The following is a 20784-nucleotide window of genomic DNA, read 5'->3' on the forward strand; positions in this document are numbered from 1 at the left end:
CCTATTTGCCCACCCGTCACGCCGGACTCGTTTATCACGGGGTGTGCCCCGGCGCATCCGCTCCGCAGTCGTTCGTCATGAATGCGTCAGAGTGCTCCGGCCCGGCGGTTTCCGGTCCAGGCCATTGGGGCATTCAGACCATGCGTGGGGCTAAGGAGGTTCCGGGGGTGGCGTTGGTGGTGGCACAGGAAGTGCCCACGTCGTCGTGCATGGACGTACGCCATGGTCCTGCGGGCGTGGGTGAGGCAAGACATCGCATGCGTGAGCAACTGCGCATCAGCGGAGTGCCCGAATCGGTCGTGGACGATGCCGTACTGATCCTTTCCGAACTGCTCAGCAATGCCTGCCGACACGGCAGACCGCTGGGCGCCGGAGAAGTCGGGGACGGGGAGATACGCGCCGCATGGCGCGTGGACCAAGCGGGACGACTGACGGTCGAGGTCACGGACGGCGGCGGGCCCACCCGCCCGGTTCCGGCCACGCCCTCGGTCACCGCACGGGGCGGCCGGGGGCTGAACATCATCAGCGCACTGGCCCAGGACTGGGGTGTCCGGGACGGAGCGGCGGGTGAGGTCACCGTGTGGGTGGTCGTTGCCTGCGGGCCCCGGCACGAGGATTTCGCTACGCGCGTTGCGCCCCCGGCGATCGACTTCTGCGCCGCTTTCGACGACCTGGATCCCTGAGCACCGGACGGGATCCCCGACAGCAGTACCGGTCATCCGCACAGGCGGCCGTCCGGGAGCGCACGCCGACCGTGCTCCCGGCCGCACCCCACCGGTTCCGGCGGTACGAACGGCTAGGCTCGCGCCCAGACACGACGCCGTACCGCCGCAACCGGGAGACACCCACGATGGCCAAGAAGCGCCCCGCCGCGAAGACCGCAAAGCCGCAGCTCAACAACGGTGAGATCCCGGTGGTGGGCGCCCGCGAGCCCTGCCCCTGCGGATCCGGGCGCCGTTACAAGGCCTGTCACGGCGCCGCCGCCGCGCACGCCGTCACCGCACACGTGCAGCGCCCGTTCGAAGGACTGCCCGGCGAGTGCGACTGGGTCGCCCTGCGCGAGCTGGTGCCCGCCGCCACCGTCCCGCTGTCCCTCAAGGGCGGTCTGCCCGAAGGCGTCCCCTCGGTCACGCTCGTGACCGTGCTCCCCATGGCCTGGCCGGCGCTGCGCCGTGAGGACGGGTCCGTCCTGCTCGGCCTGCAGAACGAGTCCTCCACCGGCGATCTCGGCCGCGATATGGCCGACACCCTGGAGCGCGCCCTCGTTGCGGAACCGGGGACTCCTATTCCGGCCCGCCGCGTTCCGGCAGAGGGACCGCGACTTCAGGATCTCCTGGACTCCGACGGCGTTTTCGAGCCGGTTGTGCACAGCGGCTTCGAATTCTGGATTCCGGAATCGGAGAGCGCGCAGAGCGCCTCCCCGGAGATCGCCGCCGCGCTCGAGCGTGCCAACGCGGCGGCCATTCCCACCGTCAAGCTCTCGGGCGTGGACGCGGCCTACTGGTGCGAGACCCCGGAGAAGAACCACCTGCGCTGGGTCATGCCGCACCCCGAGGAGAAGCTGCTCGACGCCCTCGCGCGGCTGCACGCGGCGGGCACGTCCTCGCTGGGCGAAGGCACCCGACTGGTCGGCTCCTTCCGCGCGCACGGCCTCATGGTCCCCGTCTGGGACCTGCCCACCGGCGTCACGGCCGACGATGTCGAGAAGCCCGCCGCCGAGCTCGCGGAGCGGCTGGCCACGGCCCTGGCCTCGGACGCACCGCTGACCACGGAAGAGCGCCGGGCGCGCGGCGGACTCACCAACCGCCAGGTGACCCTCAGCTGACCTGCGCACATGCGGGGGCCGGTGATCCGAGTCACAACTCCCGCTAATCGTCTGCAAATCGGTGTCTGAATATCAGAGATCGAATTTGCGAACAGGCGATCTCTTGTTACGGTTCTTGTAGCCCGGTCGCTGGTGCATCCCCCGTCGCCAGCGACCGGGCCCTTCATTTAGGGCGGTTCTCAACCGTCACCCGGGGCCGGTGAGTTGCTCCCGGACCGCAGTAGCAGTGCTCCTTCATCATCCGGAACTGCGAATTCCGCAACGGCCGAGTAACTGGCCGGGTCCCCCGCCGAGGCCTCCCGCGGCGTCTCACACAGACCCGGCTCGTCCCCCGCCCCGACCTCGCACCGGATCTGCACCGTCCGCCCGGCCGGCCCCATCACGGTCAGTACGGCATCCAGCGGGCTCCCACTGGTGTTCCGGTAGTAGCTGCGGCCCCACGTCCGGCCCTCGCCCACCAGGACGCACGTCTGCGCCTCCAGGCCGTGGGGCGAGGACAGTTCAGGACCGCACTGGGAATCCGTACGAGGCTGCTGGGACGGTCCGGGCTCCTGGGGCGGGAGTTGAGGAGACGCGGCAGCAGGCGCGGGCGGCGCCGGCGAGGGGCGCGAAGGGTCCTGAAGACCGAGCGTCGAGAGCAGGCCGCCGCCCTTGTCGTCGTCCTGACCGGCGAAATCCGGCCCCGCGACCGCCCCGGCGAGCGGGAGCGACAAGAGGATCAGCACACCGGCACCGATACCGACCAGGCGGAGATTCATTCGCCGAACATAGCGACGCGGGAATGGGGCACGGAGATGCCCGCGCCCAATTCCCTTGGAAACCGGTCCAGCTGGCACCCGTACGAGTGATCCGCCGATGCCGTCCCGCCCCGCAGGTCAGTACGCCAGCCTGCTGCCGCCGCCGGGCGCTCCGCTGCTCGCCTCGACCAGGGCGTCCACGACCGCTTCGACCTCGGGCAGCCAGATCCCCGCCGCGGCCGCAGCCCGCCTGCCCGGACGCGCCTTCACCTCCGCGCGCGGCTCCCGCTCCCAGTGCACCTGCCCGCCGCTGGACGCCGCGGAGGGCGGCAGCAGTACGTAGCCGCCCTCGCCGTGGAAGCGCAGCGACGAGGGCACGTGGTCCTTGGCGTAGAGCAGTTCGCCGAGCCGTTCCAGCGAGTACGGGGCCACCAGCAGCGACCACCGGGTGGGCGTGGCCAAGACCGGACCGAGCCGCAGCCCCTGCGCGTCCAGCCGTACGAGGGCCTGCGCCGCGGCCGTGGCCGGCAGGCTCACCGCGCACGGAGCGCTCCCGCCGGTGGCCATCAGGACGGGGGCGGTGGGCCGGTTGGTCCACCACCAGGTCACCATCCGGGGATCGGTGGTGGCCGCGAGCAGCCCCGGGTCGAAGGGGTGCGCGCCGGGGACGGCGCAGTCGGGGTCGGGGCAGGCACAGCGCGAGCTGTCCGCGCCGGACCGTCCGACACCGGGCAGCACGGGCCACTGCCACGCGGTGGCGCAGGTGAGCGCCGCGTCAAGGGGTGCGGACGGGCGGCTCTGGCCGGAGGTGGTGCGTCCGGACCGGGATCGGGACCGGACTTCCAGGCGGTAGCGGAGCCGCTGGAGACGCCTTCCGAGGATCTCGCGCATGAGCGCTCGTTCCTTTCCGTTGAACGCCGAGGGCCACATCACACCATGTAACAGGTGTGTCACTACACGTACACGTTTCGCATCAGTGTGCGCCTGGAGCAGGTTCACACGGTTCGTGCAGTTTTCTCATCGGGTCCATCAAACGTCCGGCGGGGGCGGAGCGCGACCCGCACCGGTGCCGGGAGCGGCTGCCGCCGCTAAGGACGACGGCCCGCGCCGGGCGGTTCCCGGCAGGTGCCGGGCGGCGCCAACTGACCCCGGATACTGCCCATTACGTACCCGGGCCCCCTGGAACGCCCGCCCAGTCGACCGCAAAAACCGTCCGCTTCCAGCTTTTTCCGGCCAAGTTCTAGCCTTGGCTGGACAGTGAGTTGCCGTCCCACGGACACCAGGATTCCCACCTGGGCAATGCTGGACATGGATCCACCAGTGCGTGTAGATGTGGATTCCTTGATGGCGGCGCAGCACGATCTGGGGGTTTGCGATGCTATATGGCGAATCGCACCAGGTGGAAAGGCGGATGCCATGAGCGCTCCGCATCTGCCGAAAGTGGCTGGAATCGATCCAGCAGTTACCGCGTCACCGCACACTGCGGCACCCGCACCCGTACCCGTACGGAGCACCCCCCAGCCCGCCCCTCCGCCCGGCCCCGGCAGCCTGATCCAGGACCGGCTCGCGGGGATGGTCTCGGACCTCACCACCCTCCACGAGCTCACCGAGCGCCTGGCCCGCGCCGACGACCTCGACTCCTCCCTCCACGAGTTCCTTCGGGCAGGAGCCGCCCTCGTCGGCGCCCGCCGCGGGCTCCTCGTCCTCGAACCCTCCGACGGCCTCGGGCCCACCACCACGATCGGCCTCGGCCTGGGCCGGGCCGACCTCGGTCACATCGAGACCGTGCCGCGCAGCGCCACCTCCTACGGCCGCATCCTCGACGGACTCCCCGACGCCCACGGCGGCTCCGAAGTGCTCCCCGAACCGGGTGCGCCCGCCGGTGCCGGAGGCTTCGCCGCCCCCGTCGACCCGCGCCACCGCGAGGTCGCCGCCCGCCTCGGGTACGCCGCCAGCTACGCGCTGCCGCTGACCGCCGAGGCCACCGGGCGGCTCGGCGCGGCCGTCTGGCTCTACGACGAACAGGCCGAGCCGGGCGACCGCCAGCGCGACCTTGCCGGCCTCTACGTCCGGCACGCCGCCGAGCACCTGGCACGGATGCTGGAGGTGGAGCGCTCCCGTTCGCGCCTGGCCGCCGTCTCCGAGGAGCTGCTGCCCAGCCGGCTGCCCCGGATCCCGGGGGTCCAGCTCGCCGCCCGGCACCACACCGGACCGCGCGGCGGGGGCGACTGGTACGACGCCCTGCCGCTGCCCGAGGGGGCCCTGGGCCTGGCCGTGGGGTCGGTGACCGGGTCGGGGCCGAGCGCCGTCGCCGCGATGGGCCGGCTGCGGGCCTCGCTGCGCGCGTACGCCGTCATGGAGGGCGAGGACCCCGTCGCCGTCCTGTCGGACCTGGAGCTGCTGCTGCGCCTGACCGAACCCGCCCGGTCGGCCACCGCGCTCTTCGCCTACTGCGAACCGGCCCAGCGCAAGATCATCCTGGCGGGAGCGGGACACACACCGCCGCTGCTCATCGGCGAGCGCCGCACCGCGTACGTGGAGACCTCGCTCTCGGCGCCGCTGGGGATGCTCGCCTGCTGGGAGGCGCCGAGCGTGGAGATCGAGCCCGCCCCGGGAGAAACGGTGCTGCTGTACACCGACGGCCTGCTGCAGCGCACCGGAGACCCCATGGACCGAGCCTATGCCCGGCTGCACGCCGCGGCCGCCGGAGTGCCGCGCAGCGCCCGGGACGACCCGGCGGCCGTCTGCGACCACGTCCTGCGGACCGTACTGCCCGAGGGGGAGCCGGCCGACGCTCCCGAAGACATCGTCCTGCTAGCCGCCCGATTCGAGTGAGATGTCACCTTTGGGAGAATTTGTGCGATAGCACACAAGGCCCTCCGCACTTCTTCCGCTCACACATACGATGGACGGGGTCCACACCCAGGCCCGTGTCTGTCGTAGCTGAGGAGAAGACGTGGCTGACGAGCTCACCCCGGAGACCCCGGAAGAAGAGCAGCCCAAGAAGACGCACAAGCAGCGCAAGAACGGGCTGTATCCGGTCGTCAGCGAGGAGCTCGCCGAGAGCATGCGCACCGGCTGGGCCGACACCGAGCTGCACGGACTTGAGCCCATCGCCCAGGCCGCGCACACCGCCGCCCGCCGCGCCTCGCTGTCCGCGCGCTTCCCCGGCGAGCGTCTCGTCGTCCCCGCGGGCCGTCTGAAGATCCGCTCGAACGACACCGAGTACCCCTTCCGCGCCTCGACCGCGTACGCGTACCTGACCGGCGACCAGACCGAGAACGGCGTGCTGGTCCTGGAGCCCACCGGGGAGACCGGCCACGCGGCCACCCTCTACCTGCTGCCGCGCTCCGACCGGGAGAACGGCGAGTTCTGGCTGTCCGCCCAGGGCGAGCTGTGGGTCGGCCGCCGTCACTCCCTCGCCGAGGCCGAGCAGCTGCTGGGCATCCCCGCCAAGGACGTCCGCGAGCTCGCCGAGGCCCTCACCGCGGCCGAGGGGCCGGTCCGGGTGGTGCGCGGGTACGACTCCGTCATCGAGTCCGCCCTCACCGACAAGGTGACGAAGGAGCGCGACGAGGAGCTGCACGTCTACCTCTCCGAGGCCCGCGCGGTGAAGGACGAGTTCGAGATCGGTGAGCTGCAGAAGGCCGTCGACTCCACCGTCCGCGGCTTCGAGGACGTCGTGAAGGTCCTGGACAAGGCCGAGGCCACGTCCGAGCGCTACATCGAGGGCACCTTCTTCCTGCGCGCCCGCGTCGAGGGCAACGACATCGGCTACGGCTCCATCTGCGCCGCCGGCCCGCACGCCTGCACCCTGCACTGGGTCCGCAACGACGGTGACGTCCGCTCCGGGGACCTGCTGCTGCTCGACGCCGGCGTGGAGACCCACTCCCTCTACACCGCCGACGTCACGCGCACGCTGCCGATCAACGGCACGTACACGGACATCCAGCGCAAGATCTACGACGCGGTCTACGAGTCCCAGGAAGCCGGCATCGCCGCCGTCAAGCCGGGCGCGAAGTTCCGCGACTTCCACGACGCCGCCCAGCACGTGCTGGCCGAGAAGCTCGTCGAGTGGGGTCTCCTGGAGGGTCCGGTCGAGCGCGTCCTGGAGCTCGGCCTGCAGCGCCGCTGGACCCTGCACGGCACCGGCCACATGCTCGGCATGGACGTCCACGACTGCGCCGCCGCGCGCACCGAGGCGTACGTGGACGGGACGCTGGAGCCGGGCATGTGCCTCACCGTCGAGCCCGGTCTGTACTTCCAGGCCGACGACCTGACGGTGCCCGAGGAGTACCGCGGCATCGGCGTCCGGATCGAGGACGACATCCTCGTCACGGAGGACGGCAACCGGAACCTGTCGGCCGGGCTGCCCCGCACCTCGGTCGACGTCGAAGCCTGGATGGCACGGCTCAAGGGCTGACGAACCGGCGCTGCGGCCCGGGTGGCCGTCGCCCTCGCCTGCTCAGCGCGCTCGCCACGAGGCAGTGCTCGTTGACGCAAGCGTCCCGCGGAGGGCGGGATCCCGGTCCGGGATCCCGCCCTCCGCGGCATCTACGAGACCTTGAGCAGCGCGTCGTCACGCCACTTCAGCATCTTGTCGAAGGTCACCGACGCGCCCCGGCCGGGCCGGTTGCGCAGGCGGACGTGGTCGGCGAGTTCGGCGATCAGGTGCAGGCCGCGGCCGTTCTCGGCCAGGGACGGTCTGCGGCGGGCCACCGTCGCGGGCGGGAACCCCGGGCCCGAATCGGTCACCTCGATGCGGCACCGGTCCCCGTCGAGATAGGCCGTGACGTGGTACGCCTCGGTCTCCTCCAGGGCACCGCCGCCGTGCTCCACCGCGTTGGCGCACGCCTCGCTCAGCGCCACCGAAAGATCGAAGGAGATGTCCGGGTCCACCCCCGCGGTCTCCATCGTCCCCAGCAGCAGTCGCCTGGCGAGCGGCACGCTCGCGGCTTCGCGCCTCAAGTGGAGAGACCACCAGATGCTCATACGGTTACCTATTGCCGCCCGTGGGGGACCGTAAGCGCCCTGAAGGCCGTCGACGTCCCCAATGCCCTCGTTCGGCCGATGTGGCACTCCCGGGCGGCGGTGTATGCGGGCTCCCGCGGAGCGGAACGCAGGGCGCCTTGCACGACCTGCCGTATGCAGGGTCTAGGTGCAGTGCGATGATGGCCCGGCCATGACTGCCCCCCACGCCAAGCACGCCGGAGCCGGCCCCCGGCTCGCACGGACCGCGGTTTTCACCGCGGTCTGCGTCGTGCTGGCCGCGGTCGGGCACGCCCTGGCATCCTGCGCCACCGTGCCCTGGTGGTCCCTCGGCGTCGGCTTCCTCGCCGTCTTCGCGGCCGCGGCCCCCCTCGCGGGACGGCCCCGTACGCTGCCGCGCATCGCCGGCGGGCTCGCTGCCGGACAGGTGGTTCTGCACGCACTGTTCGGACTGGGCCAGCACGGCAGCACGGCCGCGCAGGCCCCGGCACCGGCCGACGCCGCCGACACCTCGCTCGCGGCGCTCGCCGCGCAACTGGTGTGCGGGGGCAACTCCGTACCGCTCGATCCGGCCGACGCCCGGAAAATCCTGGAGGCCGCCGGCCTCGATCCCGCCGCCCTGGCCGCGCAGTCTCTGGAACAGGGCCACGCCGTGCACGCCCACCTGGCGCACGCGGCCGCCCCGGCGCCCTCGACCGGCCTGTTCAGCCCGGCCATGCTGATCGGCCACCTGCTGGCCGCGCTCGCCGCGGGCTGGCTGCTCGGACGTGGCGACGCCGCCCTCTCCCGGCTCATCGAGCTGTCCCGGCTGTCCACCGAAGCCACCCCGGTACGCGCCCTGCGCACCGCACTGGCCTTCGTACGCGTCCTCGGCGCCGGGCTCCCCGACGCGCCCGCCCGCGGCCCGTGGGCGCCGCGGACCGCGGCGGACCCCGCCGCGGCCACAGGCCGGGAGGCACTCCAGCACGCGGTCATCAGGCGCGGGCCGCCCGTGACGCTCGCTCTAGCAGCCTGACGCGGCACCTCCTGCCCCGGGAATCACATCCACCGGGAGGCCGGTGCCGCGAACTCCGCGCGCGCCCGTGCGCGGAGCCACCGCCACCTGCTTCTGTGGAGTGTTTCCGCCATGAAGACCTCTCGCGTCTCCTTCGCCGCCGCCCTCGCCGCCGGCACCGTCCTCCTCTTCTCCGGCCCGGCCTTCGCCCACGTCAGCGTGCAGCCCGGCGAGGCCACCAAGGGCGGGTACGCGACCATCAACTTCAAGGTCCCCAACGAGCGTGACAACGCGTCGACCACCCAGCTGGAGGTCAACTTCCCGATCGACCAGCCGCTCACGTCCGTCATGCCGCAGGACGTCCCCGGCTGGACCGTGACGGTCGAGAAGAGCAAGCTCGAGAAGCCGCTCACCGTGCACGGCAAGCAGGTCAACGAGGCCGTCACGAAGGTGACCTGGTCCGGCGGGAAGATCGAGCCCGGCAAGTTCCAGCAGTTCCCCCTGTCCGTGGGGAAGCTGCCGGAGAACGCCGACCAGATGGTCTTCAAGTCCCTCCAGACCTACGACAACGGCGAGGTCGTCCGCTGGATCGAAGAGGTCAAGGACGGGGCCGCCGAGCCGCAGAACCCGGCTCCCGTGCTGAAGCTCACCGCTCCCAAGGGCGACGACCACCACGGCGGCGACGCGAAGGCCGATGCCAAGAACGCCGGCGACAAGGACGGCAAGGACGCGAAGGGCGGCCACGACGAGGCCGCCTCCGAGCACGGGTCCGACACGACCGCGCGCGTCCTCGGCGTCGCGGGCATCGTCGTCGGACTGGGCGGTGTCGCCTTCGGAGTCGCCGCCCGCCGCCGCTCCGCCTGACCTCCGGCCCCCTTGGGCGCCGTCCTTCCGCGACGGCCCCGCCCGCCGGAACATCCCCCGATACATCCCCGATCCCAGGGACATCTCCATGCGCACCACGCGTGTGACGGTCGCCGCGCTCGTCGCGGCGGCCGCACTCACCCTCTCCGCCTGCGGCGGAGAACCCGCCAAGACCGGTTCGGTCACACAGATCTCGGGCGGCCAGAGCGGCGCCAAGGCCGCGACCGTCCTGGACCGCCCCTTCAGCAAGCCGGACGTCGTCCTCACGGACACCACCGGCAAGCCGTGGAACCTGCGTGAGCAGACCAAGGGCAAGCCGACGCTCATCTACTTCGGCTACACCAGTTGCCCCGACGTCTGCCCGCTGACGATGAGCAACATCGCCGTCGCCAAGAAGGCCCTTCCGCAGGCCGACCAGGACAACCTCCGGGTCGTCTTCGTCACCACCGACCCCGAACGGGACACCCCCGAGTCCCTCAGCACGTGGCTGAAGGGCCAGGACCCGTCCTTCACCGGACTGACCGGGGACTTCGCCACCATCCAGGCAGCCGCCCGCGCACTCGGCATCGGCATCGAGGCCGCCACGAAGGATGCCAACGGAAACGTCGTGTCCATGCACGGTGCCCAGGTCATCGCGTTCTCGCCCAAGACCGACGAGGGCTACGTCCTCTACGGCGAGGGCACCACCGTCGACGACTACACCAAGGACCTGCCGAAGCTCATCAAGGGAGAGAACCCGTGACCGGCCGCACCACCCGTACCCGCAGCACCCGCACCCTGGCCGCCACCCTCTCCCTGACGGCGGCACTCGTCATATCCGGCTGTTCCTCCTCCGGGTCGCAGGACGGGGCGGCGGAGCCGAAGCTGACGGTGAGCGGCGCCTTCATGCCCGAGCCCGTCAACGACAAGATGGCCGGCGCCTTCATGGTCATCAAGAACGGTTCCAAGACCGCCGACAAGCTCACCGGTGCCACGTCCCCGCTCTCGGACGATCTGCAGATCCACGAGACCAAGGACCAGAAGATGCAGCAGGTCCCCTCCATGGACGTGCCCGCGAACGGTGAGCTGAAGCTGGAGCGCGGCGGCGACCACGTCATGTTCATGGGGCTCAAGAGCACCCCGAAGGTCGGCGAGAAGGTCACCGTCGAGCTGCGCTTCGAGAAGGCCGGCCCCGTCAAGGTCGAGCTGGACGTGAAGGAACGCACCTACACCGCTCAGAACTCCAACGCCCACTGACGGACCGAGGGACTGACACGCCATGACGGCCACCGCCCCCGCCCCCTCCGCGGCCCGCGTCCGCGCCACGGCACTCCTGCCGCGGCTCGCGCTGGTCCTCGCAGCCCTGCTGGCAACCCTGTTCGCCGCGGCCTCCCCGGCCACGGCACACGCCGCACTCACCGCGAGCGACCCCAAGGACGGGGTGGTGGTCGCCACGGCCCCCTCCCAGGTCACCCTCTCCTTCTCGGAGCAGGTCGCCATGGGCGACGACTCCATCCGTGTCCTGGACCCGCAGGGCCGCCGCGTCGACACCGGCGAGCTGCGCGACATGTGCAGCGGAAACGTCATCCGCTACGGCACCGCCCTGCACCCGGGTCTGCCGAACGGCACCTACACCGTGGCCTGGCAGGCCGTCTCGGCGGACAGCCACCCGATCTCGGGAGCCTTCACCTTCTCCATCGGCGCGCCCTCGGCCACCAGCGTCACCCTCCCCGCCCAGCAGGCGGGCGGCGGCCCCGTCGGCATCGCGTACGGGATCGCCCGCTACGCCGCCTATGCAGGGTTCATCCTCCTCGTGGGTGCCTCCGCCTTCATCCTGCTGTGCTGGCGCCGGGGCGCCACCGAACGGCCGCTCCAGAAACTGGTCCTGCGCGCCTGGGTCACCCTCACCGCCGCCACGCTCGCGATGCTGGTGCTGCGCACCCCGTACACGGGGTCCGGGAAGTTTGCCGATGCGCTCGACCTCCAGGGGCTGAGGGCGGTCCTGGAAACCAAGACCGGCGCCTCCCTGGTCTCCCGCCTGCTCCTGCTGGGCGCCGCCGCCCTCTTCATTGCGGTCCTCTTCGGTGCCTACGCACGGCGTCTGGCGGCCCCCGGTACGGCGGGCGGGGACGCGGAGGGGCCGGCGGGCGGGGACGCGGAGCGGGACAAGGACACCAGCGACCTCACCTTCGGCCTCGCCATCGGCGGCACCGTCGTGTCCGCGGGCATCGCCGCCACCTGGGCCCTGTCCGAACACGCCTCCACGGGCATCCAGACCGCCGTCGCCATGCCCCTCGACATCCTGCACCTGCTGGCCGTTGCCGCGTGGCTCGGGGGTCTGGCCGTGCTGCTGATCGCGCTGCACAAGGTCCCGGGGATCGAGCGCGCGGCCGTCCGGCGCTTCTCGGACGTCGCCTTCATCAGCGTCGTGGTCCTCGCCGTCACCGGCGTCTACCAGGCATGGCGCCAGCTCGGCAGCTGGTCCGCCCTCACGGGCACCGGCTACGGCCGGGTCCTGCTGCTCAAGATCGGCCTGATCGCCGTCCTGCTCGCCGTCGCCTACCTGTCGCGGCAGTGGACCGCACGGCTCGCCGACGGCGCCACCGTGCAGCAGGCGGTGAAGGTGGTCGCACCGCGCGATGTTTCACGTGAAACAGAGGCCGTCACCGTCCCTGCCGACCCCAAGCGCGCCGCACAGCTCGCGCGGCAGCGTGCCGTCCTCGCCAACGCCCACCAGAAGCGGGAGCGCGACGCGGATCCGGAGCGCGCCGGACTGCGCCGCTCGGTCCTGGTCGAGGCGGGCATCGCCGTGGTCCTGCTCGCCGTCACCACGATCCTCACCAGCACCGAGCCCGGCCGCGCCGTGGAACAGGAAGCGGGCCGCGGTTCCGCCGCCACCGCCGTACCCGACCGCGCCATCAAGATCACCCTGCCCTTCGACACCGGCGGCCAGAACGGCAAGGGGGAGATCCGGCTCGAACTCGACCCGGGCCGGGTCGGCGCCAACACCCTCCACCTCTGGGCCGACACGCCGGACGGCCAGCCCTTCGACCTCCCCGAGGTCAAGGTCGCCTTCACCCTCCCCGCCAAGGACATCGGGCCCCTTCCCCTCGTCCCGGACCGCGCCGCCGCCGGGCACTGGAGCTCCTCGGGCGTCCAGTTGCCGCTCGCGGGCGAATGGCGGATCGACGTGACCGTCCGCACCTCCGACATCGACCAGACGACCGTCCAGAAGACCGTGAAGATCGGCTGACCAGCGTGACCGAGAGCAACAACGACATCGAGATCTCCCGGCGCCGGCTGCTGGGCACCGTCGGCGCCGCCGGCGCCGCGGGGCTCGCGCTCGGCGCCACCGGAGGCGCACTCGCGCACGCCGCACTCGCCGGCTCCGGAGACGGCCCCGCAGGCTCCGCCGGCAGCCCTTCCGCCCTCGGCGCCACCCAGGTCGCCTTCCACGGCGACCACCAGGCCGGCATCACGACCCCCCTGCAGGCCAAGGGCCACCTCGTCGCCTTCGACCTCGCAGCCGGGGCCGGCCGTACGGAGGCCGCCGCCCTGATGCGGCGCTGGTCCGAGACCGCGCGCCGCCTGATGGCGGGGGAGACCTCCCCGGCCGAGGACACGGGCATCGCGCTCGACGCCGGCCCGTCCTCCCTCACCGTCACTTTCGGCTTCGGCCACTCCTTCTTCGACCGCACCGGACTCGCCGCCCGCCGCCCCGCCGCCCTCGACCCGCTTCCGGTCTTCTCGGCCGACCGCATCGACGACCGCCGCAGCAACGGAGACCTGTGGGTCCAGGTCGGTGCGGACGACGGGCTCGTCGCCTTCCACGCCTTGCGCGCCCTGCAGAAGGACGCCGGGGACGCCGCCCGCGTCCGCTGGCAGATGAACGGCTTCAACCGGACCCCCGGCGCCACCTCCTCGCCGATGACCGCCCGCAACCTCATGGGCCAGGTCGACGGCACCGGCAACCCGAAGCCCTCGGAGCCGGACTTCGACCAGCGGATCTTCGTCCCCGGTGCCGGTCCCGGCCCCGCCGAGCACGCCTGGATGGCCGGGGGCTCGTACGCGGTGGTCCGGCGCATCCGGATGCTCCTCGACGACTGGGACAAGCAGTCCCTCGCCCAGCAGGAGCAGGTCATCGGCCGCACCAAGGCCACCGGTGCCCCGCTGACCGGCGGCAAGGAGACCACCGAGATGGCGCTCGCCAAGCTCGGCGCCGACGGCAAGCCCGTCATCCCGGCCAACGCCCACGCCCGGATCTCCGCCCCCGAACAGAACGGTGGGGCCGCCATGCTGCGGCGCCCCTTCTCCTTCCACGACGGCGTCGACCCCGACGGCACCCCCGATGCCGGGTTGCTCTTCATCTGCTGGCAGGCGGATCCCCTGCGCGGGTTCGTCCCCGTCCAGCGCAAGCTCGACCGCGGAGACGCGCTGTCGGAATTCATCCGGCACGAGTCCAGCGGGCTGTACGCGGTCCCGCCCGGCCCCCGCGCCGGGGAGTACGTCGGGCAGCGGCTGCTCGAAGGGTGAACGGCCGCCCTGCGGCGGGGGTCCCGGCATTAGGCTGATCACATGTCGGCCACGCGTTTCACCTACCTCGGCCCCGAGGGCACTTTCACCGAAGCCGCCCTCCGTACGCTGCCGGAAGCCGCGACCCGGGAACTCGTCCCGATGGTGTCGGTCCCGGCGGCACTGGACGCCGTCCGCAACGGCGAGGCGGCTGCCGCCCTGGTCCCGATCGAGAACTCGGTGGAAGGCGGTGTCACCGCCACACTCGACGAGCTGGCCTCCGGCGAGCCGCTGATGATCTACCGCGAGGTGCTGCTGCCCATCGCCTTCGCGCTGCTGGTGCGGCCCGGGACCGCCCTGTCGGACGTGAAGACCGTCACCGGTCACCCGGTGGCCCAGCCCCAGGTGCGCAACTGGCTGCGCGCGAACCTGCCCGACGCGGTGTGGGAGTCGGCCGCCTCGAACGCCGACGGGGCCCGGCTGGTCCAGGAAGGCCGGTTCGACGCGGCCTTCGCCGGCGAGTTCGCCGCCGCCACCTACGGGCTGGTCCCGCTGGTGACCGAGATCCACGACGCGCAGAACGCCGAGACCCGGTTCGTCCTGGTCGGCCGTCCGGCCCGGCCCTCCGCCCCGACCGGCGCCGACAAGACCTCCGTGGTCCTGTGGCTCGGTGACGACCACCCGGGTGCGCTGCTGGAACTCCTCCAGGAGTTCGCCGTCCGCGGGGTCAACCTGATGCTGATCCAGTCCCGGCCCACGGGCGAGGGCATCGGCAACTACTGCTTCGCCGTCGACGCCGAGGGCCACGTGTCCGACCGCCGGGTCAGCGAGGCGCTCATGGGTCTCAAGCGGACCTGCCCGCAGGTCCGTTTCCTCGGCTCCTATCCGCGGGCCGGGGTCGCTCAGGGTGAGGTGGGCGCCGCCCGGCCGGGAACGTCCGACAGCGATTTCACGGCAGCCTCCGACTGGCTGGCCCGCTGCCTCGACGGCCGGGCCTAGGCCTCGTCCACTGTCCACAGAGTTATCCACAGGCCGAGATGGAGACCTGGGGACAAGTCGACACTACGGTGCGACAAGGTCGACAAATCGGTCGGTGGTCCCAGGTTTCGCGCTGGGGAGGTGGAGGTGAACGACGTCACCCATGTATCGCCGTTCAACTCTTTGGAGCGAGTCATTCCCACCCGAATGAGCGTGTGAGGGTGGTTTGAACCCTGAATCCCCTCGGACGCCCGCCGGTCGGTCATGGTCTGCTTCCGTGTCCACAGCGCCAGCACACAGCCTGTGGATAAGCTGGGGGTGGCGGGAATTCCTGTGGACAATCAACCCTCCCGACCCTGCTCAGGACCCGCCCGACCCGCGCCCTCATGCCCCATTTCGGCGAATGGCGCCACTTTTATCGACCATCCGAGAGCGATCACTTCCGGTCAGTCGCCAAGAGATATCCAATAGCCGCAATTAGGGCATAGTGACACGCTGTGTGATATCGATGTGAGCCCGGGAACCCCAGGCCGGTAGCCTGGAGGGCGTGATTGACCTCCGGCTGCTCCGTGAAGACCCTGACCGTGTCCGCGCCTCGCAGCGCGCCCGTGGAGAGGACGTCGACCTCGTCGACGCGCTGCTCTCCGCCGACGAGCGCCGCAGGTCTTCCGGCATGCGTTTCGACGAACTCCGCAACGAGCAGAGGTCGCTCGGCAAGCTCATCCCGAAGGCCTCCCCGGAGGAGCGGGCCGAGCTGCTGAAGAAGGCCGACCAGCTCAAGCAGAGCGTCAAGGCCGCCGAAGCCGAGCAGAACGAGGCCGACGAGGCCGCCAAGCAGCTCCTCCTCCAGCTCGGGAACATCGTCCACGAGGACGTCCCGGTCGGCGGCGAGGAGGACTTCACCGTCCTGGAGACGCACGGCACCATCCGCGACTTCGCGGCCGAGGGCTTCGAGCCCAAGGACCACCTGGAGCTCGGCGAGTCCCTCGGCGCCATCGACGTCGAGCGCGGCGCCAAGGTGTCGGGCTCGCGCTTCTACTACCTGACCGGTGTGGGCGCGCTGCTGGAGCTCGCGCTGGTCAACGCGGCGATCGCGCAGGCCACCGAGGCCGGCTTCATCCCGATGCTGACCCCGGCGCTGGTCCGCCCGCGCGCCATGGAGGGCACCGGCTTCCTCGGCCAGGCCGCGGAGAACGTGTACCACCTGGAGAAGGACGACTACTACCTGGTCGGCACCTCCGAGGTCCCGCTCGCGGCGTACCACATGGACGAGATCATCGACGCCGGCAAGCTGCCCCTGCGGTACGCGGGCTTCTCGCCGTGCTTCCGCCGTGAGGCCGGCACGTACGGCAAGGACACCCGCGGCATCTTCCGCGTCCACCAGTTCGACAAGGTCGAGATGTTCTCGTACGTCGCGCCGGAGGAGGCCGAGGCCGAGCACAAGCGGCTGCTGGACTGGGAGAAGCAGTGGCTGACCAGCCTGGAACTGCCGTACCAGGTGATCGACGTGGCCACCGGTGACCTCGGCGCCTCCGCCTCGCGCAAGTTCGACTGCGAGGCGTGGATCCCCACCCAGGGCAAGTACCGCGAGCTGACCTCCGCCTCGAACTGCGACAGCTTCCAGGCCCGCCGGCTGTCGATCCGCTACCGCGACGGCAAGAAGACCCAGCCGCTGTCCACGCTGAACGGCACCCTGTGCGCCGTGCCGCGCACGATCGTGGCGATCCTGGAGAACCACCAGCAGGCCGACGGTTCGGTACGCGTGCCCCCGGTGCTCCGTCCGTACCTCGGCGGCCGTGAGTTCCTGGAGCCGATCGCCAAGTGAGCCCGGCCCCGTTCCCGTACAAGCTCGTCGCGACCGACCTCGACGGCACGCTCCTGCGTGGCGACGACACCATCTCGGAACGCACCCGTGCAGCGCTCGTCGCGGCCACCGCGGCGGGCGCCGCGCACATCATCGTCACCGGACGGGCCGTTCCCTGGACCCGCCACGTGCTCGACGACCTCGGCTACCAGGGGATCGCCGTGTGCGGGCAGGGCGCACAGGTCTACGACGCCGGCACGCACCGGCTGCTGACCTCCGTGACCCTGGACCGGCAGCTCGCCGGTCTGGCGCTGTCGAAGATGGAGGCCGAGATCGGGCCGCTGGCGCTGGCCGCCAGCCGGGACGGCGTGGACGGCGAGGTGCTGATAGGGCCCGGCTACCGGATGCAGGAGGGCCTGCCCGCCGTGTATCTGGACGATCCCGCGACGGTGTGGGCGGCCCCGCTGAACAAGCTGTACATCCAGCACCCGGAGCTGGACGACGACACGCTGGTCAAGGCGGCCCGGCAGACCGTGGGCAGCCTGGTCGACATCGTGATGGCGGGCCCCGGGATCGTGGAGATCCTGCCGCTCGGACTGACCAAGGCCACCGGCCTGTCGCTGGCCGCGCGCCGGCTGGGTGTGAAGGCCGCGGAGACCATCGCCTTCGGTGACATGCCCAACGACATCCCGATGTTCGGCTGGGCAGCGCACGGCGTGGCGATGGCCAACGCCCATGCCGAGCTCAAGGCGGTGGCCGACGAGGTGACGACCTCCAACGAGGAGGACGGCATCGCGGTGGTGCTGGAGCGACTGCTGGGCGCGGCGTAGGGACAGGACGTACGAGAGGTCCGGGACAGCCCGCGCCAGACGGCGCGCTCGAAGTGGCTGCCCCGGACCTTTTGTTGCTCCCCGCACGACTCACTCTGCCCCTCGCGCAGTCCCCTTACCAGCGAATTTCCCTGCCTCAGCCCTCGTTCCGGCGGCGCCGCCAGTAGGCGACGGTGACCACGCCGAGGAGCGGGCCCCACAGCACCAGCGGCGCGTAGCAGAGGGTCATGAGCCACCAGCCGGCCCCCGTGGGTGCCCCGGGCGCCGCCATGGAGGTGCTCCAGTGGAAGGCGCCCGGAATCGTGACCAGGGTGACGGCGACGGCCCCCAGAGCGGCGGGCACAGCCGCCGCGAGGGGAGGGATCCTGCGGCCGCGCAGCCCGGGGATCCAGTTCGGCACCACCTCGCCCCAGCGCTGCACGAGGCCCAGGGTGAGCAGACCGAGGCCCTCGGCGAAGAGGCTGAGGGCCAGCAGGTAGAAGGACCACTTGCCGGGGAAGAGTTCGGCCTCCAGTCCGCTGCCGGCTCCCCAGCCGACCGGTATCCCCACCGCGATGGCGATCCTCCACAGGCCGCTGGGGAGGAGGGTCAGCGCCGCCGCGTGGGCGGCCCACCTGATCGGGCGGCTGACGACGGGGCCGGCGGGAGCGGCCCGAACGGCGCGGACGGGCGGAGCGGTGAGCGTGGTCATCGTCGAAGTCCTTTGCCGGAGACGGTCGGTGATGTCCCAAGCCTGGTCCGGCGGAGGCTGCGGAACCATCCGCCGATCAGCAGGCCCGGATGGCGGACGGCGGGGCAGGGATCTGCCGAACGGCAGATGTGCGGAAGCGGGCGGGGCTCCTAGGGTCGGGACGTGACCTTGCATCCGCACACCCTGTACTCCCCTGCCCTGGCCGTTGCGGGCGTACTGTCCCTGACCGGGTCGGCCCTCGGCGCACCCCACACCTGGACGCTGGCGGGGATGGCGGTACTGCTGCCGCTGCTGGCCCTGGTGGTCCGCTGGTCCCCCGTACGGTCCGCAGGCCTTTCGGGCGCGGTGGGCGTGGCAGCGGTGACGCTGTGGCCGGTCCCGCTGGTATGGGCGGACGGGTCGTGGCTGGAGGTCCTCGGGGCCGCGGCCTTCTGGGCGGCACCGGCTTTCGGCGCCATGGCCGCGGGCGGCTACCTGCGCCGCCAGGCGGGCCGGGTGCGCCGGGCCGTACGGGAGGCACGCCGCGACCAGCAGCTGGAACTGGCCCGGGATCTGCACGACTTCGTGGCACATGACGTAAGTGCGATCGTGGTGCAGGCGCAGGCGGCGCGTTTCGTCGCCGCGCAGGATCCGGGGCAGGCGGTCCGCGCGCTTGAGCGGATCGAGGCGGCAGGGCTGAGCGCACTGGAGTCCATGGACCGCACCGTGCACGCACTGCAGGAGGCAGGGGGCGGCCCGACCGCTCCGGTGCCGGGGCTGGCACAACTGCCCGAACTGGTCGAGCGGTTCGAGGGCGGGGTGCTGGAGGCCGACCCGCAGGCACTGCGGGAGCTGTCGCGGGAGGAGGGCAGCACCGCCTACCGCGTGGCGGTCGAAGCCCTGACGAACGTACGGAGGCACGCCCCGGGGGCCGCCGTGGTGCGGGTCGCCGTACGCCGGACCGGGTCGGGCACGGAGGTCAGCGTGGCCAACTCCGCGGGCCGCGCAGCGGCCGGGCTGCTGCCCCGCAGACGACGGGGCGGGACGGGCCTGGCGGGTCTGCGCGGGCGGGTCGAGGCCGCGGGCGGGACACTGCGGGCCGGAGCGGCCACCGACGGCGGGTGGCGGGTTTCCGCGGTCTTCCCGGCGCGTGAACACCCTCGGGGGTGATCATGTCGGCGTGACCACACGCATCCTGATAGCCGACGACCAAGAGGACATCCGCAGCGGTTTCCGGCTGATTCTCGACTCGCAGCCGGACATGACCGTGGTGGGGGAGGCCCCGGACGGGGAGAGCGCGGTGGCCCTGGCCCGGGAACTGCGGCCGGACGTGGTGCTCGCGGACATCCGCATGCCGAAGCTGGACGGGCTGGAGGTGACCCGGCTGCTGGCTCCTGTGACGCGAGTGGTGGTGGTGACCACCTTCGATCTGGACGAGTACGTCCACACCGCGCTGCGCAACGGTGCCTGCGGCTTCCTGCTGAAGCGGTCGGGGCCCACGCTGCTGATCGAGGGGGTGCGGGCGGCGATGGCCGGGGACACGCTGATCAGCCCGCAGATCACCGTACGGCTGCTCAGCCGGCTCACGGCGGCCGGGCAGGACGGGCCCGACGGGGCGTCCCCCAGGCGGGCCGCGCCGCAGGAGCCGCAGGGGCATCCGCTGACGGGGCGTGAGGTGGACATCGTGCGACTGGTCGCGCGGGGGCTCACCAACGCCGAGATCGGCGCCGAACTCTTCATCACCGCGGGGACGGCGAAGACCCACATCGCGAACGTCCAGGCGAAGCTGGGAGCCCGGAACCGCGTGGGGATCGCGGCGTGGGCATGGGAGCACGGTGTGGCCCGGGCGGAGGGCGACTAGTCATGTTTCACGTGAAACGGGGTGGTGTTTCACGTGAAACAACGTTGCGGGTGAGGGGCCAGGCCAGCATGCCCACGCTGAGCGCGATGGCGTGGCCGAGGTCGGTGAAGGTGCCGCCGGTGACGAGCGGGATCCCGAAGAAGACGAGCAGCCCCGCAAGGTAGAACCATCGCCAGGGACCGGGGATCCGGTAGGTCAGCACTCCGGCGGCGGCCGCGAGTCCGTAGCTGACGCCGATGTCGACCACGTGGGTCATGCTGCGCGGCGCCCGGTGGTCCTCGATGGCCATCAGGAGGACCTTCTGGCTGACGAGTGTGGCGACGACATGGGCGGTGGTGACGATCACGAGCCAGCGCAGGGTGCCGAGCCAGCGTTCCACGGGGGCGTGGAAGATCTCGAACAGCAGGGCGTAGAGGGCGAGCGAGGCGGGGTTCTCGATCCAGAAGGCACTGCTCACGAGCGCCCGCACGGGGTGGTCGACCAACTCGTGGATGTTGCTGCTGTTGCGGTGGAGCAGGACGTGCTCCACCCGGTCGAGGGCGATCACCACGATGACGCTGGTGACGGTGATGATCAGAAGCCAGATGTGCGTACCGGGCGAGGAACGTATCCAGGACCTCAGGGGCCTGGACGGCTCCGGCTCGATGTGCTCGATCATGCCCCGATGATCCCGCGCAAAGCTGTGCCCCGCCTGGCCGGTGGGCCGGGCGGGGCACGTTCCTCGCGGGGGTGAGCCGGGGC

General features: G+C 71.5%; 20 protein-coding genes. 15 read left to right on the forward strand and 5 right to left on the reverse strand.

Annotated features, from left to right (window positions below):
* Window positions 1–257: 257 nt before the first annotated feature.
* On the forward strand, window positions 258–683 hold the full coding sequence (locus ACFWUZ_RS11010) for an ATP-binding protein (RefSeq protein ID WP_384370577.1): 426 nt from the start codon (window positions 258–260) through the stop codon (window positions 681–683).
* 167 nt (window positions 684–850) lie between these two features.
* Complete coding sequence (locus tag ACFWUZ_RS11015) at window positions 851–1825, forward strand: DUF5926 family protein (protein WP_384370580.1); 975 nt, start codon at window positions 851–853, stop codon at window positions 1823–1825.
* 179 nt (window positions 1826–2004) lie between these two features.
* Here the strand turns inward: ACFWUZ_RS11015 and ACFWUZ_RS11020 are convergent, their stop codons facing one another.
* Together ACFWUZ_RS11020 and ACFWUZ_RS11025 are read right to left on the reverse strand one after the other, a co-directional pair.
* Window positions 2005–2583, reverse strand: a complete 579-nt coding sequence (locus tag ACFWUZ_RS11020) for a hypothetical protein (RefSeq protein WP_384370583.1) — start codon at window positions 2581–2583, stop codon at window positions 2005–2007.
* A 117-nt stretch (window positions 2584–2700) separates the two neighbouring features.
* Entirely contained in the window at window positions 2701–3453 is a 753-nt protein-coding gene (locus ACFWUZ_RS11025; RefSeq protein WP_384370586.1) for a bifunctional DNA primase/polymerase, read from the reverse strand.
* A 408-nt stretch (window positions 3454–3861) separates the two neighbouring features.
* Between ACFWUZ_RS11025 and ACFWUZ_RS11030 the strand changes: the two genes are divergently transcribed.
* Both ACFWUZ_RS11030 and ACFWUZ_RS11035 read left to right on the forward strand, forming a co-directional pair.
* Entirely contained in the window at window positions 3862–5397 is a 1536-nt protein-coding gene (locus ACFWUZ_RS11030; protein WP_384370589.1) for a PP2C family protein-serine/threonine phosphatase, read from the forward strand.
* 121 nt (window positions 5398–5518) lie between these two features.
* Entirely contained in the window at window positions 5519–6985 is a 1467-nt protein-coding gene (locus ACFWUZ_RS11035) for an aminopeptidase P family protein (RefSeq protein ID WP_384370592.1), read from the forward strand.
* A gap of 131 nt (window positions 6986–7116) precedes the next feature.
* On the opposite strand, the gene ACFWUZ_RS11040 is transcribed toward ACFWUZ_RS11035, so the two are convergent.
* A complete protein-coding gene (locus ACFWUZ_RS11040; protein WP_384370595.1) occupies window positions 7117–7554 on the reverse strand; it encodes an ATP-binding protein in 438 nt (145 codons plus the stop codon).
* Window positions 7555–7744: 190 nt separating this feature from the next.
* Between ACFWUZ_RS11040 and ACFWUZ_RS11045 the strand changes: the two genes are divergently transcribed.
* The 9 genes from ACFWUZ_RS11045 to ACFWUZ_RS11085 all read left to right on the forward strand — a co-directional run bounded on the left by ACFWUZ_RS11045 (window position 7745) and on the right by ACFWUZ_RS11085 (window position 17512).
* On the forward strand, window positions 7745–8566 hold the full coding sequence (locus ACFWUZ_RS11045; protein ID WP_384370597.1) for a hypothetical protein: 822 nt from the start codon (window positions 7745–7747) through the stop codon (window positions 8564–8566).
* Window positions 8567–8677: 111 nt separating this feature from the next.
* Complete coding sequence (locus ACFWUZ_RS11050) at window positions 8678–9409, forward strand: YcnI family protein (protein WP_384370599.1); 732 nt, start codon at window positions 8678–8680, stop codon at window positions 9407–9409.
* 88 nt (window positions 9410–9497) lie between these two features.
* Window positions 9498–10151: an SCO family protein gene (locus ACFWUZ_RS11055; RefSeq protein WP_384370600.1), complete on the forward strand. Its 654-nt coding sequence runs from the start codon at window positions 9498–9500 to the stop codon at window positions 10149–10151.
* Window positions 10148–10645 carry a copper chaperone PCu(A)C gene (locus ACFWUZ_RS11060; protein WP_384370602.1) on the forward strand — a complete coding sequence of 166 codons (498 nt, stop codon included), beginning with the start codon at window positions 10148–10150 and terminating at the stop codon, window positions 10643–10645. Before ACFWUZ_RS11055 ends, ACFWUZ_RS11060 begins: the two co-directional genes overlap by 4 nt.
* Window positions 10646–10667: 22 nt before the next feature.
* Window positions 10668–12641, forward strand: coding sequence for a copper resistance protein CopC (locus ACFWUZ_RS11065; protein WP_384370604.1), 1974 nt, complete (start codon window positions 10668–10670; stop codon window positions 12639–12641).
* Window positions 12642–12646: 5 nt separating this feature from the next.
* Complete coding sequence (gene efeB, locus ACFWUZ_RS11070; RefSeq protein ID WP_384370606.1) at window positions 12647–13921, forward strand: iron uptake transporter deferrochelatase/peroxidase subunit; 1275 nt, start codon at window positions 12647–12649, stop codon at window positions 13919–13921.
* A 42-nt stretch (window positions 13922–13963) separates the two neighbouring features.
* Window positions 13964–14899, forward strand: a complete 936-nt coding sequence (pheA, locus tag ACFWUZ_RS11075; protein ID WP_384370608.1) for a prephenate dehydratase — start codon at window positions 13964–13966, stop codon at window positions 14897–14899.
* A gap of 526 nt (window positions 14900–15425) precedes the next feature.
* Complete coding sequence (serS, locus tag ACFWUZ_RS11080) at window positions 15426–16703, forward strand: serine--tRNA ligase (protein ID WP_384370610.1); 1278 nt, start codon at window positions 15426–15428, stop codon at window positions 16701–16703.
* Complete coding sequence (locus tag ACFWUZ_RS11085; protein WP_384370612.1) at window positions 16700–17512, forward strand: HAD family hydrolase; 813 nt, start codon at window positions 16700–16702, stop codon at window positions 17510–17512. The genes serS and ACFWUZ_RS11085 overlap by 4 nt, the downstream gene beginning before the upstream one ends.
* Before the next feature lie 136 nt (window positions 17513–17648).
* On the opposite strand, the gene ACFWUZ_RS11090 is transcribed toward ACFWUZ_RS11085, so the two are convergent.
* Window positions 17649–18203 carry a hypothetical protein gene (locus ACFWUZ_RS11090; protein ID WP_384370614.1) on the reverse strand — a complete coding sequence of 185 codons (555 nt, stop codon included), beginning with the start codon at window positions 18201–18203 and terminating at the stop codon, window positions 17649–17651.
* A gap of 162 nt (window positions 18204–18365) precedes the next feature.
* Between ACFWUZ_RS11090 and ACFWUZ_RS11095 the strand changes: the two genes are divergently transcribed.
* Window positions 18366–19352, forward strand: coding sequence for a sensor histidine kinase (locus ACFWUZ_RS11095; protein WP_384370616.1), 987 nt, complete (start codon window positions 18366–18368; stop codon window positions 19350–19352).
* Between the two features lie 10 nt (window positions 19353–19362).
* The gene (locus tag ACFWUZ_RS11100; protein ID WP_384370618.1) at window positions 19363–20043 is read left to right on the forward strand and encodes a response regulator; all 681 of its coding nucleotides are present in this window, start codon (window positions 19363–19365) and stop codon (window positions 20041–20043) included.
* A 7-nt stretch (window positions 20044–20050) separates the two neighbouring features.
* Here ACFWUZ_RS11100 and ACFWUZ_RS11105 read toward each other — a convergent pair whose 3' ends face one another.
* Complete coding sequence (locus tag ACFWUZ_RS11105) at window positions 20051–20701, reverse strand: rhomboid-like protein (RefSeq protein ID WP_384370620.1); 651 nt, start codon at window positions 20699–20701, stop codon at window positions 20051–20053.
* Window positions 20702–20784: the final 83 nt, after the last annotated feature.

The sequence above is a fragment of the Streptomyces sp. NPDC058646 genome (genome assembly GCF_042716875.1).
In the GTDB taxonomy this organism is placed as follows: domain Bacteria; phylum Actinomycetota; class Actinomycetes; order Streptomycetales; family Streptomycetaceae; genus Streptomyces.

Bases quoted from the DNA above. Each gene is read 5' to 3' on its own strand.
- ACFWUZ_RS11040 (WP_384370595.1), bottom strand. From the start codon at position 7,554: ATGAGCATCTGGTGGTCTCTCCACTTGAGGCGCGAAGCCGCGAGCGTG.
- ACFWUZ_RS11065 (WP_384370604.1), top strand. From the start codon at position 10,668: ATGACGGCCACCGCCCCCGCCCCCTCCGCGGCCCGCGTCCGCGCCACG.
- ACFWUZ_RS11030 (WP_384370589.1), top strand. From the start codon at position 3,862: ATGCTGGACATGGATCCACCAGTGCGTGTAGATGTGGATTCCTTGATG.
- ACFWUZ_RS11015 (WP_384370580.1), top strand. From the start codon at position 851: ATGGCCAAGAAGCGCCCCGCCGCGAAGACCGCAAAGCCGCAGCTCAAC.
- ACFWUZ_RS11050 (WP_384370599.1), top strand. From the start codon at position 8,678: ATGAAGACCTCTCGCGTCTCCTTCGCCGCCGCCCTCGCCGCCGGCACC.
- ACFWUZ_RS11010 (WP_384370577.1), top strand. From the start codon at position 258: ATGCGTGAGCAACTGCGCATCAGCGGAGTGCCCGAATCGGTCGTGGAC.
- ACFWUZ_RS11025 (WP_384370586.1), bottom strand. From the start codon at position 3,453: ATGCGCGAGATCCTCGGAAGGCGTCTCCAGCGGCTCCGCTACCGCCTG.
- ACFWUZ_RS11055 (WP_384370600.1), top strand. From the start codon at position 9,498: ATGCGCACCACGCGTGTGACGGTCGCCGCGCTCGTCGCGGCGGCCGCA.
- pheA (WP_384370608.1), top strand. From the start codon at position 13,964: ATGTCGGCCACGCGTTTCACCTACCTCGGCCCCGAGGGCACTTTCACC.
- ACFWUZ_RS11020 (WP_384370583.1), bottom strand. From the start codon at position 2,583: ATGAATCTCCGCCTGGTCGGTATCGGTGCCGGTGTGCTGATCCTCTTG.
- ACFWUZ_RS11105 (WP_384370620.1), bottom strand. From the start codon at position 20,701: ATGATCGAGCACATCGAGCCGGAGCCGTCCAGGCCCCTGAGGTCCTGG.
- ACFWUZ_RS11090 (WP_384370614.1), bottom strand. From the start codon at position 18,203: ATGACCACGCTCACCGCTCCGCCCGTCCGCGCCGTTCGGGCCGCTCCC.
- ACFWUZ_RS11045 (WP_384370597.1), top strand. From the start codon at position 7,745: ATGACTGCCCCCCACGCCAAGCACGCCGGAGCCGGCCCCCGGCTCGCA.